The 14229-nt window shown below is 73.1% G+C and carries 13 protein-coding genes; 12 read left to right on the top strand and 1 reads right to left on the bottom strand.

Translation table 11 applies throughout. From position 1 onward, the window contains the following. Positions 1–466: 466 nt before the first annotated feature. Positions 467–1639, bottom strand: a complete 1173-nt coding sequence (locus LG632_RS04720; protein WP_226725454.1) for a sensor histidine kinase — start codon at positions 1637–1639, stop codon at positions 467–469. Between the two features lie 298 nt (positions 1640–1937). On the opposite strand from LG632_RS04720, the gene LG632_RS04715 reads away from it, so the two are divergent. The 12 genes from LG632_RS04715 to LG632_RS04660 all read left to right on the top strand — a co-directional run bounded on the left by LG632_RS04715 (position 1938) and on the right by LG632_RS04660 (position 14043). Beyond that, a complete protein-coding gene (locus LG632_RS04715; protein WP_226725447.1) occupies positions 1938–2345 on the top strand; it encodes an NADH-quinone oxidoreductase subunit A in 408 nt (135 codons plus the stop codon). Then, entirely contained in the window at positions 2336–2986 is a 651-nt protein-coding gene (locus tag LG632_RS04710; protein WP_226725446.1) for an NADH-quinone oxidoreductase subunit B, read from the top strand. Before LG632_RS04715 ends, LG632_RS04710 begins: the two co-directional genes overlap by 10 nt. 17 nt (positions 2987–3003) lie before the next feature. Beyond that, positions 3004–4494 carry an NADH-quinone oxidoreductase subunit C gene (locus LG632_RS04705; RefSeq protein ID WP_226725452.1) on the top strand — a complete coding sequence of 497 codons (1491 nt, stop codon included), beginning with the start codon at positions 3004–3006 and terminating at the stop codon, positions 4492–4494. Beyond that, positions 4491–5459, top strand: coding sequence for a complex I subunit 1/NuoH family protein (locus LG632_RS04700; protein WP_226725445.1), 969 nt, complete (start codon positions 4491–4493; stop codon positions 5457–5459). Before LG632_RS04705 ends, LG632_RS04700 begins: the two co-directional genes overlap by 4 nt. Further along, positions 5459–6238, top strand: coding sequence for a NuoI/complex I 23 kDa subunit family protein (locus LG632_RS04695; protein ID WP_226725444.1), 780 nt, complete (start codon positions 5459–5461; stop codon positions 6236–6238). Before LG632_RS04700 ends, LG632_RS04695 begins: the two co-directional genes overlap by 1 nt. Beyond that, a complete protein-coding gene (locus LG632_RS04690) occupies positions 6238–6885 on the top strand; it encodes an NADH-quinone oxidoreductase subunit J family protein (RefSeq protein ID WP_226725442.1) in 648 nt (215 codons plus the stop codon). The genes LG632_RS04695 and LG632_RS04690 overlap by 1 nt, the downstream gene beginning before the upstream one ends. Further along, on the top strand, positions 6885–7247 hold the full coding sequence (nuoK, locus tag LG632_RS04685; protein WP_226725440.1) for an NADH-quinone oxidoreductase subunit NuoK: 363 nt from the start codon (positions 6885–6887) through the stop codon (positions 7245–7247). Before LG632_RS04690 ends, nuoK begins: the two co-directional genes overlap by 1 nt. Next, positions 7244–9259 (top strand): NADH-quinone oxidoreductase subunit 5 family protein, encoded by a 2016-nt coding sequence (locus LG632_RS04680; RefSeq protein ID WP_226725438.1) that lies wholly within the window; start codon positions 7244–7246, stop codon positions 9257–9259. The genes nuoK and LG632_RS04680 overlap by 4 nt, the downstream gene beginning before the upstream one ends. Positions 9260–9297: 38 nt before the next feature. Further along, positions 9298–10875 carry a complex I subunit 4 family protein gene (locus LG632_RS04675; protein ID WP_226725450.1) on the top strand — a complete coding sequence of 526 codons (1578 nt, stop codon included), beginning with the start codon at positions 9298–9300 and terminating at the stop codon, positions 10873–10875. A gap of 20 nt (positions 10876–10895) precedes the next feature. Then, positions 10896–12572, top strand: coding sequence for an NADH-quinone oxidoreductase subunit N (locus LG632_RS04670; RefSeq protein WP_374203398.1), 1677 nt, complete (start codon positions 10896–10898; stop codon positions 12570–12572). Positions 12573–12790: 218 nt separating this feature from the next. Further along, positions 12791–13654 carry a zinc metalloprotease HtpX gene (htpX, locus tag LG632_RS04665; protein WP_226725435.1) on the top strand — a complete coding sequence of 288 codons (864 nt, stop codon included), beginning with the start codon at positions 12791–12793 and terminating at the stop codon, positions 13652–13654. Next, the gene (locus LG632_RS04660; protein ID WP_226725433.1) at positions 13651–14043 is read left to right on the top strand and encodes a YccF domain-containing protein; all 393 of its coding nucleotides are present in this window, start codon (positions 13651–13653) and stop codon (positions 14041–14043) included. Before htpX ends, LG632_RS04660 begins: the two co-directional genes overlap by 4 nt. Positions 14044–14229 lie beyond the last annotated feature (186 nt).

Genomic DNA, 14229 nt, shown 5'->3' with positions numbered 1-14229 from the left:
GGCGGGCGGCGCGGCTTGGGCTTCGAGCGGGCGCGCCCAGCCAGCGGCCAGGCGTCGGCGGGGCTAGCCCCGTGCCGTGTCCGGCCGGTCGACGAGCCGCCGTACGAGCCGACCTACAAGCGCGGTCGCCGACGGCGCCTAAGCCCGGAGGCCTGACCCAGGTCGGCTGGGCTCCGGGCCGAGGACGGCTGGGCGAGAACGGGCCGCCTGGGCCCGCCGGGCCAGATGGGCGGCGTCAGGCCGGGCCGTCTGGGCTCGACGGGCCAGCTGCGGGGCCGGCCAGATGGGGCGAGGCGGGCCCGGCCGGGGTCTGGGACGGCTGGGCGGGGGCCCCGGGCCTGGGGGCAGCCGGGGCATGTGTCGGGCCGGCCGCCCCCCCCAGAGGCCTCGGCCCGGCCGGGCCCGGTTGGGCCGGGCCCGCCCAGGGCCCGTAAGCCGGGGAACGGCCAGCCCCCGGCAGGATCGCTCAGGCCCCGCCGGCAGGCGTAGCACGGCGGTCGCGCCACGGGAGTTCCGCCGTGACGGTGGTGCCGCCGCCCTCGGGCGAGTCCACCACGAAGACGCCGTCGACGGCGCCGAGCCGTTCCGCCAGCCCCGCCATCCCCGAGCCGCGGTCCATCCGGGCCCCGCCCCGCCCGTCGTCGGACACCCGCAGCATCAGCCGCGGCCCCGAACGCCACACCTCGACCGTCGCGCTCCGCGCCTGCGCATGCTTGCTGACGTTCTGCAGCAGCTCCGACACCGTGAAGTACGCGATCCCCTCGATCGCCTCCGCCGGCCGCGCCGGCAGGTCCACCCGCACCCGCACCGGCACCGTGCACCGCGACGCCACCGACGACAGCGCCGCGTCCAGCCCCCGGTCCGTCAACACCGCCGGATGGATCCCGCGGGCCAGGTCCCGCAGCTCCTGCAGCGCCAGCTTGACCTCCCCGTGCGCCTCGTCCACCATCGCCGCCGCCGCGTCGGGGTCCTCCAGCAGCTTCTCCTTGGCCAGACCCAGCCCCATCGCCAGCGCCACCAGCCGCGCCTGGGCCCCGTCGTGCAGGTCCCGCTCGATCCGCCGCAGGTCCGCCGCCGCCGCGTCGACCACGACGCCCCGGTCCGTCTCCAGCTCCGCGATCCGCCGCTCCAGCTCGTCCGACGGCGACAGCAGCGCCCGCACCATGGCCCGGTCGACCAAGGTCAGGCCCCGGACGACGTACGGCAGCACCGGCCACAGCACGAACAACCCGGTCAGCACGACCGTGAAGGTCAGCACCCCCCACGGCAGCCGGATCAGCCCGTACAACGTGGTCCGCCACGCCACCGGGTCCTTCAGCGAGGCCCACAGCCACCCGAAGAACCCGCCGGCCCGCCGCGACCCGGGCAACGGCGTCGGCTCCTCCACCCGCGTCCCGAGCAGCACCCGGGCCCGCCACCGCTCCACCCGTCCCAGCTGCCGCGCCCCCCACAGGCCGCACGCCAGCAGCGGCAGCCCCACGACGGTCACGGAGAGCCCGGCCCCGACCGAAATCATGAACACCGTGTAAAGAAATCCGATGATCGTCATCGGGAGATTGGCCAGAAGGTGACAGATTTCCTTCCACGTCACCACACTGAAAACAGGGCGGACGGGCGGAAGTCGATCAGGGTCCAGCACGGAGCCCGTCGCCGGGCCTGCGGCCGGACCCGTGGCCGGGTTCGTCGCCCGGCCCGTCGCCGGGTTCGTCGCCGGGTTCGTCGCCGGGTTCGCGACCGGGCCCGTGGCCGGGTCGGTCACGGAGTTCGTCGCGGAGTTCGTCGCGGTCATGACCGACAGCCTGCCAACCCCGTCCGCCCTCGTGCCATGGGGTGCCCTTGCGCCGGTGAACGGGGGATAACCCCACCCGGTAGGAGGCAGGCCCTAGACTCCCGTGCGTAACAGATCGTCGACAGTGGCCAGGGAGCGAGGAACGGACGTGCCTGAAGGATCGGTATCGACCGTCACCGTGCTCGCGGCGGACTACTTCCGAAGCTATTCGGTCGTCGGCCTGCTCGCGGTCCTCGGTGTGCTCTTCGTGGCCGTCGCGTTCGGCGCGGGCCGCCTCCTGCGGCCCGTCGTACCGACCCCCGAGAAGCTGCTGACGTACGAATGCGGCGTCGACCCGGTGGGCGAGGGCTGGGCGCACACCCAGGTCCGCTACTACGTCTACGCGTTCCTCTACGTCATCTTCGCCGTCGACTCGATCTTCCTGTTCCCCTGGGCGACGGTCTTCGCCGCCGCCGGCTACGGCGCCACCACCCTGGTCGAGATGTTCATCTTCCTGGGCTTCCTCGCCGTCGGCCTGCTCTACGCGTACAAGAAGGGCGTCCTCGAATGGACGTGACACCTCAGGGCGCGACGCCTGACACGACGCGCCAGGACACGACGCCTCAGCCGGGGGCGGCCGCCCGCACCGAGCTGCTGCCCGAGCCGAGGCGCCTGGGGGTCCTGTCCCGGCTGGCTCCAGAGCCGATGAAGGTGGTCCTCAACTGGGGCCGCCGCTACAGCCTGTGGGTCTTCAACTTCGGCCTCGCCTGCTGCGCCATCGAGTTCATCGCGGCGTCCATGGCCCGGCACGACTTCATCCGACTGGGTGTGATCCCGTTCGCGCCCGGTCCCCGGCAGGCCGACCTGATGATCGTCTCGGGCACGGTCACCGACAAGATGGCCCCGGCCGTCAAGCGCCTGTACGAGCAGATGCCGGAGCCGAAGTACGTCATCTCCTTCGGCGCCTGCTCCAACTGCGGCGGCCCCTACTGGGACTCGTACTCCGTCACCAAGGGCGTCGACCAGATCATCCCGGTGGACGTGTACGTGCCCGGCTGCCCGCCGCGGCCCGAGGCGCTGCTCCAGGGGATCCTCAAGCTCCAGGAGAAGATCGCCCGGGAGTCGCTGGCGGCACGCTACGCCCCCGGCGCCGACGCCCCCGCTCCGCCGTCGGTCGCCCAGCTGACCAGCGGCCTGGTGAAGGGCCCCGACGCATGACGGACGACGCACGCGACATGACCACCTCCGCCGCCGCCCCGCACGACGCGGCCCACGGCTCGCCGTACGACGCCCTGCCCGAGGCCGCGGCGCAGATCTTCGGCGAGGAGGCCCTGGCCGAGGTCTCCTACGACGTCCTGACCGTCGACGTCCCCGTGGGCTCGTGGCTGCCGGCGCTGGAGATCGCCCGCGACAAGCTGGGCTGCACCTACTTCGACTGGCTGAGCGCGGTGGACGAGCCGGGCACCGGCTTCCGGATCTGCGCGCACGTCGTGGCCCTGGAGGGCCGCCAGGTGCGCCGGCTGCTGCTGCGCACGACCGTGCCGCACACCGTGCCGTCGCTGCCGTCGGCCGTCACCGTCTACGCCGGCGCCGCGTGGCACGAGCGCGAGACGCACGAGATGTTCGGCGTGGTCTTCACCGACCACCCCCACCTCGTGCCGCTGCTGCTGCCCGAGAACTTCGAGGGCCACCCGCTGCGCAAGGACTTCGTCCTCGCCGCCCGCGTCGCCAAGGCCTGGCCGGGCGCCAAGGAGCCGGGCGAGGGCGCCGAGGCCGGCGGCGCGAAGCGCCGCACGATGCTCCCGCCGGGCGTGCCGGACCCCAACGAGTGGGGCCCCCTGAAGGGCCAGCTCCCCCCGGCCCCGACCCGCCCCGCCCGCACCCCGCGCGCGGCCGGCACGACCCCCGCCCGCGAGGGCGCCCCGGCCCGCCGCACCCGCACCACGGCAGAAGGCTCGGCCAGCCAGGCGGCGGCTTCGGTGGAGTCGGGCGCGGAGTCCCCGGCCCGCCCGGCGCCGCGCCGCACCCGCTCGGCCTCGGACGGCTCGGCCAGCCAGGCCGCGGCCCCGACCACACCCCGCCGGGCCACGGCCCCCCGGAGTGCGGACGCCCCCTGGCACAACCCGAAGCCGGCCTTCGACGACCCGGACGCCACCCCGAACCGCCCGGCAACTGACGAGCCCGCGGCCGCGAAGCCCTCCGCCACGAGCCCGGCGGCAGCCGAACAGACCGCGGCAGCCGACGAGCCCGCGGCAACGAAGCCCTCCGCCACCGGCTCGGCCGCAGCCGAACAGACTGCGACAGCCGACGAGCCCGCGGCGGGGAAGCCCTCCGCCACCGGCCCGGCGGCAGCCGAACAGACTGCGGCAGCCGACGACGAGCCCGCGGCGGGGAAGCCCGCTGCGGAGGCCCCGGCGGACGCCGAATCCGCGTCCGAGCCCCCGGCCGCAGCCGACGCGCCGCGTCCCGGCAGCGACCCGGACCCGCACCCCGACCCGCACCCGGACCCGCACCCCGAGTCGGCCCCTGGCTCAGAGTCCGAGCCCGGCTCCGACCCCGGTACCGGGTCGGCCCCCGGCTCCGAGCCGGCCCCCGGTGCCGAGCCGGCCCGCAGCTCCGAGTCGGCCAGCGGTTCCGCCTCGGACTCGGACAACCACCCCGACCCACACTCACCACACCCTCACCCCCACCCCCACCCACGCCCACACCAGGGAGGCGACGCGTGAACGACGTCCTCGACGTCGCCCTGCGACTGCTCGTCGTCTTCGCCGTGTTCCTCGTGCTGCCGCTCGTCGTCGGACAGACCGAGCACAAGGTGATGGCTCACATGCAGGGCCGTCTCGGCCCCATGTACGCCGGCGGCTTCCACGGCTGGGCCCAGCTCGTCGCCGACGGGGTCAAGTTCGCGCAGAAGGAGGACGTGGTCCCGGCCAACGCCGACCGCCGCATCTTCCAGCTCGCCCCCGCCGTCGCCCTCCTGCCGTACCTCCTCGTCCTCATCGCCATCCCGATCGGCCCGAGCGAGAGCGCGGTCGGCCAGGTCATCGACGCCGGCCTCTTCTTCGTACTGGCCGTCATGGGCGTCGGTGTCCTCGGCAGCCTGATGGCAGGCTGGGCCTCCGCCAACAAGTTCTCCCTCCTCGGCGGCCTCCGTACCGCCGCCCAGCTGCTGGCCTACGAGCTCCCCATGCTGCTCGCGGCGGCCTCCGTAGCCATGGCCGCCGGAACCGTGTCCCTCCCCGGCATCCTCGAAGCGTTCGAGTGGTGGTGGCTGCCCTGGCAGGTCGTCGGCGCCCTGGTCTTCTTCACCGCCGGCCTCGCCGAGCTCCAGCGGCCCCCCTTCGACATGCCCGTCGCCGACTCCGAGATCATCTTCGGCGCGTACACCGAGTACACCGGCCTCCGCTTCGCCCTCTTCCTCCTCGCCGAGTACGCCGGCATCGTCGTCCTGTGCGCCCTGACCACCGTCCTCTTCCTCGGCGGCTGGCACGGCCCCTTCGGCGCCGACGGTCTCGGCTGGGTCTGGACCCTGCTCAAGACCGCCGTCCTCGCCTTCGTCGTGATCTGGCTGCGCGTCAGCTACCCGCGCCTGCGTGAGGACCAGCTCCAGAAGCTCGCCTGGACCGTACTCATCCCGCTCGCGCTCGCCCAGATCGCGCTCACCGGCATCGTGAAGGTGGCGATCCAGTAATGCCCCCCATTCCCGGCTCCGGCCTCGCCAAGGGCCTCGCCGTCACCCTGCGGACGATGACGAAGCGGTCGCACACCGCCCAGTACCCCGACGCGCAGCCCGAACTGCCGCCCCGCACCCGGGGCGTCATCGGCCTGTTCGAGGAGAACTGCACGGTCTGCATGCTCTGCGCCCGCGAGTGCCCCGACTGGTGCATCTACATCGACTCCCACAAGGAGACGATCCCGGCCGCCACCCCGGGCGGCCGCGAGCGCAGCCGTAACGTGCTCGACCGGTTCGCCATCGACTTCTCCCTCTGCATGTACTGCGGTATCTGCATCGAGGTGTGCCCCTTCGACGCCCTGTTCTGGTCTCCGGAGTTCGAGTACGCCGAGACCGACATCCACGACCTCACCCACGAGCGCGACAAGCTGCGCGAGTGGATGTGGACCGTGCCGGCCCCGCCGGCCCTCGACCCGGCGGCCGAGGAACCGAAGGAGATCGCGGCCGCCCGCAAGGCGGTCGAGAAGGCCGAGGCCGCGGCAGCCGCTGCTGCCGCTGCTGCCGCCGCCGAGCAGGCCCAGCCCACCCCGGCCGAGCCCACCCCGGCCGAGCCCACCCCGGGCGAGCCCACCCCGGCCGAGCCCACCCCGGGCCGGGCCACGGCGGGCCAGTCCCCCCAGGGCCAGGCAACGCCAGGTCGGCCCACCCCCGGCCAGGCCGCCCCCGGCACCTCGGGCACCCCCAGCAGCTCCGAGAGCCCCGGCACCCCGGACACCCCGGCGGGAGGAACCGCCTGATGATCGGCCTCACCCTGGCCGCCGCCGCCACCCAAGGCGCGGGCGTCGGCGCCGGCGCGAGCGCCGCTGCCGGCGTCGGCAACGGCTTCCTCTCGCCCAGCGGCGTCGAGATCGCCTTCCTCCTCGTCGGCCTCGTCACCCTCGGCGCGGCCGTCGTGACCGTCACGACCAAGCAGCTCGTGCACGCCGCCCTGTGGCTGGTCGTGGCGCTGGGCGGCATCGCCGTGGAGTACCTCCTGCTCACCGCCGAGTTCATCGCGTGGGTGCAGGTCCTGATCTATCTCGGTTCCGTGGTCGTCCTCCTCCTGTTCGGTCTGATGCTCACCAAGGCGCCCATCGGCCGCTCCCCGGACGCCGACTCGGGCAACCGCTGGGTCGCCCTCGCCGTCGCCGTGGCCGCCGCCGGTGCCCTGGTCTGGGTCGTCGTGGACGCCTTCCGGACGACCTGGATCGACCTCGACGGACCGGTCCAGGGCTCCACGAAGGTGTCCGGCGAGATCCTCTTCCGGCACTGGGTGCTGCCGTTCGAAGCGCTCTCCGTCCTGCTGCTGGCCGCCCTGATCGGAGCCGTCGTGCTGTCCCGCAAGAACGGCGACCCCGACAACACCACCCGCGAGGCCTCCCCCCGCGAGAAGGGGAAGCGCTGATGCACCTCGCCTACCCCGCCGTCCTCGCGGCGCTGCTCTTCTGCACGGGCCTGTACGGAGTACTGGCCCGCCGCAACGCCGTCCTGGTGCTGATGTCGGTCGAGCTGATGCTCAACGCCGTCAACCTCAACCTCGTGGCGTTCGACGTCTGGCTGCGCGACGCCCTGCACGCCGGCCAGGCCCTGACCCTGTTCACCATCGCCATCGCCGCCGCCGAGATCGGCATCGGCCTGGCCATCGTGCTGATGGTCTACCGCAACCGGGGCACCTCGGACGTGGACCGGCTGCGCGACACCGCCGAGGGCAACGAGCCCGCGCCGGGCCCCGACCAGAGCTCCGTCCGGTCGGAGGTGACCGCGTGACCACCACGACCCTCGCCGTCCTCGTCCCGGCGCTGCCCTTCCTGAGCGCCCTGGCGGGGCTGCTGCTGGGCCGTACCGCCCCCGGCTTCGTCCGGCCGCTGGCCGTGCTGCCCACCCTGGCCGCCGCGGTGCTGGCCGTCCTGGTCGCCGTACGCCAGGGCGGCGGCCCGGCGATCGACTCCGCGACCGAGCTGACCCCCACCGGGTCGGTCCCGATCGAGCTCGCGCTGCACATCGACGGCTTCGCCGCCCTGGTCGGCGTCCTGGTCGGGCTCGTGGCCACCTGCGTCCAGCTCTACTCGACGGCCTACCTGCGCGATGACCCGCGCTACCCGTCGTACGCCGCTCTGGTCTCACTGTTCACCTCCGCCATGCTGCTCGTCGTCTACTCCGGCGACCTGATGGTGCTGCTGGTCGGCTGGGAGATCATGGGCATCTGCTCGTACTTCCTGGTCGGCCACTACTGGGAGACGGAAGCCGCCCGCTCCGCCTCCCTCAAGGCCTTCCTCGTCACCAAGCTCGGTGACGTCCCGTTCCTGATCGGCCTGTTCGCGCTCGCCGCCGACGCCGGCTCCTTCCGGATCACCAAGATCCTCGGTGCCGTCGCCGCGGGCGGGCTCGACCACCCGACGCTGATCGCGCTGCTCCTGCTCGCCGGCGTCGCGGGCAAGTCCGCGCAGTTCCCGCTGCACACCTGGCTCCCCGACGCCATGGCGGGCCCGACCCCGGTCTCCGCGCTGATCCACGCCGCGACGATGGTCGCCGCCGGTGTCTACTTCATCGCCCGTCTCCTCCCCGTCTTCGCGGCCTCCCGCGCCGCACTCGTCGTCATGGCGGTCATGGCGGCGGTGACCATGGTCGGTTCCGCCCTGGCCGCCCTCGCCCAGGACGACATCAAGCGCGTCCTGGCCTACTCGACCGTCGGGCAGCTCGGCTACATGACCGGTGCCCTGGCCGTCGGCGACCGCGGGGCCGCCGTCTTCCACCTCCTGTCGCACGGTGCCTTCAAGGCGCTGCTGTTCCTCGGCGCCGGCGTGATCATCCACGCCGCCGGGACGAACTCCCTGTCCGCCATGGCCCGCATGGACGGACTGGCCAAGCGCATCCCCGACGCCTTCTGGACCATGACGATCGCGCTGCTCGCGCTCGCCGCGATCCCGCCGTTCGCCGGCTTCTTCTCCAAGGAAGCCGTCCTCGTCGCCGCCGAGCACACCGCCGCCGGGGAGTCCGAGTTCGCCCCGAGCGCCGCCGGCTGGCTGGTGCTCGTCGCCGGTGTGCTGACCGCCCTGCTCACCGCCGCCTACGCCACCCGCCTGTGGCTGATGGCCTTCCGCGGCCGGGGCGCCGCCGCCCCCGACCACGGCAAGGAGCCCCTCGCCATGACCGGCGTGCTGTGGCTGCTCGCCGTGCCCTCGATCGCGTTCGGCCTGGCGGCCGGACCGCTGCCCGACTGGTTCGACGGCCACGAGCTGTCCCCGACCCTGACCACCTCCGTGCTCGGCACGGGCGCGGCCGTCGTCGGCGTGATGCTCACCTACGCCCTGTGGCAGCGCGCCGCCGCCCAGGCCGCCCGGGTCCCCGCCGGCCTCCCGGCCGTCGCCGCGGCCGCCGAGGTGGAGACCGCCGTCGAGGAGTCGGCCGCCCAGGCGCCCGAGGTCGAAGAGGTCACCCACGAGCACCCCGCCGCCGCGGCCGGCCCCGTCGCCGACCCCGGCAAGGCGCTGCTCGGCCCGCTGCACCGGCACGCCGCCGCCGGCTTCCACCTGGACGCCGTCTACACCGCGCTGTTCGTGCGGCCCGTGCGGGCCGGCGCCGGGCTCGTCCGCTTCCTCGACCGGGAGGTCGTCGACACGTACGTCCGCGGGGCGGGCGGTGGGCCCCGGCTGCTCGGCGCCCTCGTCCGCCGGGCCCAGACGGGCAACGTGCAGAGCTACCTGAGCGCCCTGCTCGCCGGCGCCGTGGTCCTGGCGATCGCCACCGCCGTCCTCGCCAACGTCAACGCCGGATCGTGAGCCGTGAGTCAGCCGTGATCGATATCAGCCCGTCCGTGATGCAGTTCCTTCTGGCGTTCGTCGTGGCCGCCCCGCTCGTCGGCGCGCTCGCGGCCCTGCTGCCGCCCCCGCCCGGACTCAAGGGCCGCAGCCCCGAACAGGCCGTGCTGCGCCACGGCGTGACCGTGACCGCGGTCGTGCTCGCCGCGGCCGTCGCCCTGACGCTGGGCTTCGACCACGACGCCCCGTCCCGCTTCCAGGCGACGACGGACATCAGCTGGATCCAGGCCTTGAACGTCCGGATCCACCTCGGCATCGACGGCATCTCGCTCCCCCTCCTCCTGATGACCGCGCTGCTGTTCTTCCTGTGCGCGCTCTACAGCTACTTCAAGCTCCCCGCAGGCCCCTCCCCGAAGGCCTTCGTCGCGCTGCTCCTGGTCCTGGAGTCCGGCACCCTCGCGACCTTCGCCGTCCTCGACCTGCTGCTGTTCTTCCTCGCTTTCGAGATGGTGCTCATCCCCATGTACTTCCTCATCGCCCGCTGGGGCGGTGACCAGCGGCAGTCCGCCGCCTGGAAGTTCATCCTCTACACGCTGCTCGGTTCCGTGGTCATGCTGCTCGGGCTGCTGCTCATCGGGCTGAACAGCGGCACGTTCGACATGGTGGCACTGGCCTCTGACAACGGCCGCGAACTCACCCGCACCACGCAGATCCTGGCCGTCCTCGCCATCGGCGTCGGCCTGGCGGTGAAGACCCCGATGTGGCCGCTGCACAGCTGGCTGCCGGACGCGCACACCGCCGCCCCCACCGTCGGCTCGGTGCTGCTCGCCGGCGTGCTGCTGAAGATGGGTACGTACGGGTTCGTCCGGATCCTGCTGCCCGTCACCCCCGACGGCATGCACACCTTCGCGCCGTACCTGGCCGCCTTCGCGGCGATCGGCATCGTCTACGGGTCCCTGGCCTGCCTCGCGCTCACCCGCAAGGGATCCAAGGGCGACCTCAAGCGCCTGATCGCGTACTCCTCCGTCGGCCACATGGGCTTCGTGCTGCTCGGCATCGCGACCATGACCCCCACCGGCGTCAACGGCGCGCTGTTCGCGAACATCGCCCACGGCCTCATCACCGGCCTGCTCTTCTTCCTGGTCGGCGCACTCAAGGACCGCTACGGCAGCAGCGACCTCGACACCCTCGCCGGGGCCACCGGCGCGGCCCTGTACGGCCGGGCGCCCCGCCTGGGAGCCCTGCTCGCCTTCGCCGCCGTCGCCTCCCTCGGCCTGCCCGGCCTGGCCGGGTTCTGGGGGGAGATGCTGGCCCTGTTCGGGGCGTTCGACCCGGCCGAGGGCCTGTCGCGGCCGGCCTTCCTGACGTTCATGGCCATCGGCGCGTTCGGCACCCTGCTGACCGCCGCATATCTTCTGATCGTCGTACGCAGGGTGTGCATGGGCGATCCGCACGCCCGTGTCGACGCCGCGCCCGGCGCTCCCGCCGGTGTCGCCCTCGCGGACGTCCACGGCTACGAGTTCGCCGCCTGGACCCCGCTCGTCGCCCTCACCGTCCTCGCCGGCCTGTGGCCCGCGGTCCTCCTCGGCCTCACCGACCCGGCCGTCCAGAAGCTCCTCGCGGGAGGCAACGCATGACGGCGACGCTCATCACCGCCATCACCCCGGCCGCGGCCACCACGACGGCCACCACGACGGCCACCACCACGGCCGGCACGGTCACCACCGCCGCCGACCCGGGCGCCAGCCTGGTGCAGACCGTCGACTGGCTCGCCATCGCGCCCGCGGCCCTGCCCGCCGCCGTCGCGCTCGTCGTCCTCGTCGCCGACCTGTTCCTCAGCGAGCGCAACAAGCCGCTCCTCGGCTGGCTCTCCCTCGCCGGACTGGCCGCCTCCACCGCCCTCCTGCTGCCGCTGCGCTCGGGCGACCGGTCCACCTTCTGCCTCACCGACGCCCCCCAGGCCTGCAGCTACACCGCGGACCACTTCACGCTCGTCATCCAGTTCCTGGTGCTGGCGGGCGCCCTGGTCACCGCCCTGCTGTCGGTCGCCGAGACCCGGGAGGGAGGGCTGCCGGCCGGCGAGTTCTGGTTCCTGCTGCTCTCCTCCGTCGCCGGCGCCGCCCTGCTGCCGGCCTCCCGCGACCTCGCGACCTTGATCGTCGCCCTGGAGGTCGCCTCGCTGCCCGCCTTCGCGCTGGTGGGCCTGCGCCGCGGTGACCGGCTGTCCTCCGAGGCCGCGCTCAAGTTCTTCCTCTCCTCGGTCACCGCGACCGCCGTCTCCCTGCTGGGCGTCAGTTTCGTCTACGCCGCCACGGGTACCCTGCACCTGACCGAGGTCGCCGCCCGCCTCGACGACGTACCCGCCCAGCTCGACACCCTCGCCATGGCCGGCGTCGCCCTCACCCTTGTCGGCTTCGCCTTCAAGACGGCCGCGGTCCCGTTCCACTTCTGGGTCCCCGACACCTACGTCGGCGCGCCGCTGCCCATCGCGGGCTACTTGTCCGTGATCGGCAAGGCGGTCGGCTTCACCGGCCTCATCCTCGTCACCGTGATCGCCTTCCCGGCGTACTCGGACATCTGGGGGCCGGCCCTCGCGGTGCTCGCCGCACTCACCATGACCATCGGCAACGCCGCCGCCCTGCGCCAGGCGCCCGACCGCGCCCACAGCGCCGTACGGCTGCTGGCCTGGTCCTCGGTCGGACAGGCGGGCTACCTGCTGGTGCCGATCGCCGCGGCCGCCTACTCCGGGCGCGACGCCATCGGCTCCACGGTCGCGTACGCCCTCATGTACGCCGCCGTGAACCTCGGCGCCTTCGCCGTGGCCGCGCTGGTCGCCCGCACCAGGCCGCTGAACCGGATCAGCGACTACCGCGGGCTCTACGCCGAGCGCCCGGCGGCCGCCCTGGCCCTGGCCTTCTTCCTGCTCTGCCTGGCCGGCCTGCCGCCGGGCATCATCGGGCTCTTCGCGAAGGTCACGGTCTTCCAGGCCGCCGTCGACGCGGGCCTGGGATGGCTGGCCGTGGTGATGGCGGTCAACGTCGTCGTGGCGCTCTACTACTACCTGCAGTGGACGGCCGTGCTGTTCCGGTCGCCGGAGGGCGCTGAGGCGCCGGAGCGGGCGCTTGCGGCCGCCCCCGGGACCGGGGCCGAGGGGGGCGCCGCCGTCGCGGTGGCGACCCGCGCGCCGGTCACGACGGCCCCCGTCCCCGTGGCGGCCCGCGTGCCGGTCCCGATCACCCTCGCCATCGCGTCGACCGGCATCGTCTCGCTGATCCTCTCCGGCGCACCGCAGGCGGTCCTGCGCTTCGCGGCGACGAGCCTGTTCCCGCACTGAGACCGGCGGCCGGACGGCCGCGCGCCGCCGGGCGGACGGGGCCGCGTTCCGGCCTCGGCCGCCCGGAGCGTCCGCATGTCCCCCGAACGGCCTGACGCCCGCCCCGGCCCCGGCCGGGAACCGGGCGTCCCCGCCTGGCGTTGACCAGGAAGGGAGGGTCCACTGGACCGTAGAACCCCTTGCCGGGTCCCCCTGCCGTACCACTAGGAGGGCGTACCGTGCACCGCCGGCACAACGGGCTGAAGACCGCCGTACTCCTGGGCGGCCTGTCCGCACTCATCATCGTCATCGGGAGCTTCTTCGGCCGCGGTGGTCTGATCGTCGCGGTCCTGGTGGCCCTCGGCACCAACGCGTACGCGTACTGGAACAGCGACAAGCTGGCTCTACGCGCGATGCGCGCCCGGCCGGTGAGCGAGTTCGAGGCACCCGAGCTCTACCGCATGGTCCGCGAGCTCTCCACGTCCGCGCGCCAGCCCATGCCCCGGCTCTACATCTCGCCGACGGAGGCCCCGAACGCCTTCGCCACCGGCCGCAACCCGCGCAACGCCGCCGTGTGCTGCACGGAAGGCATCCTGCGCATCCTCGACGAGCGGGAGCTGCGCGGCGTCATCGGACACGAGCTCAGCCACGTCTACAACCGCGACATCCTCATCTCCTCGGTCGCCGGAGCCCTCGCTTCCGTGATCATGTTCCTGGTCAACTTCGCCTGGCTGATCCCCGTCGGCCGGTCCGACGACGACGAGGGCCCCGGTCTGCTCGGCATGCTGCTGATCATGATCCTCGGCCCGCTGGCGGCGACCGTGATCCAGCTGGCCGTCAGCCGCTCCCGGGAGTACGAGGCCGACGCCTCCGGCGCGCAGCTCACCGGCGACCCGCTGGCCCTGGCCAGCGCGTTGCGCAAGCTGGAGGCGGGCACCAAGCAGCTGCCGCTGCCGCCCGAGCCGCGGCTGGAGACCGCCAGTCACATGATGATCGCCAACCCCTTCCGTCCCGGGGCGGGCTTGTCCAAGATGTTTTCCACCCACCCACCGATGGCCGAGCGCATCGCCCGGCTCGAACAGATGGCAGGCCGCAGGCAGTGAAGACAATCCTGAACGTCATATGGCTCGTGCTCAGCGGGTTCTGGCTCTTCCTGGGCTACTGCCTGGCCGGCCTGATCCTGTGCGTCACGATCATCGGAATCCCCTTCGGCGTGGCCGCGTTCCGCATCGCGCTCTACGCCCTGTGGCCCTTCGGGTACACCACCGTCGAGCGCCGCGACGCCGGGGCCGGCTCCGCCCTCGGCAACATCCTGTGGCTGCTCCTGGCGGGCTGGTGGCTCGCCCTCGGCCACATCTTCACGGGCATCGCCCTGTGCGTCACGATCATCGGCATCCCGTTCGGCATCGCCAACTTCAAGATGATCCCGATCTCGTTGCTGCCGCTGGGCCGCGAAATCGTCCCGACGGACGCGCCGTTCGCGACGCGCTGACGGCGGGGGTGGCGTTTTCCGACGCGCGCTGACGGCGGTGCGCGCGGTGAGCCGTCTCCCTCGGAGAGCGTGAAGTCGGGGTTCCGGATCGGCGGGCGGCACGTTGTCCACAGGGTGTGCGGGATGTGGGCGGGGTGGTCCACGATGAGCCCATGAACCGGACACAGCAGTTACCGAAGTTGCCGA

This window comes from Streptomyces antimicrobicus (genome assembly GCF_020532625.1).
GTDB lineage: Bacteria > Actinomycetota > Actinomycetes > Streptomycetales > Streptomycetaceae > Streptomyces > Streptomyces antimicrobicus.
Note: the sequence above shows the minus strand (reverse complement) of the source record. Positions and strands in the feature narration are given on the sequence as shown.

Excerpts from the sequence above, each read along its gene's own strand:
- nuoK (WP_226725440.1), top strand. The coding sequence starts at position 6,885 with ATGCACCTCGCCTACCCCGCCGTCCTCGCGGCGCTGCTCTTCTGCACG.
- LG632_RS04705 (WP_226725452.1), top strand. The coding sequence starts at position 3,004 with ATGACCACCTCCGCCGCCGCCCCGCACGACGCGGCCCACGGCTCGCCG.
- LG632_RS04690 (WP_226725442.1), top strand. The coding sequence starts at position 6,238 with ATGATCGGCCTCACCCTGGCCGCCGCCGCCACCCAAGGCGCGGGCGTC.
- LG632_RS04710 (WP_226725446.1), top strand. The coding sequence starts at position 2,336 with ATGGACGTGACACCTCAGGGCGCGACGCCTGACACGACGCGCCAGGAC.
- LG632_RS04675 (WP_226725450.1), top strand. The coding sequence starts at position 9,298 with ATGCAGTTCCTTCTGGCGTTCGTCGTGGCCGCCCCGCTCGTCGGCGCG.
- LG632_RS04695 (WP_226725444.1), top strand. The coding sequence starts at position 5,459 with ATGCCCCCCATTCCCGGCTCCGGCCTCGCCAAGGGCCTCGCCGTCACC.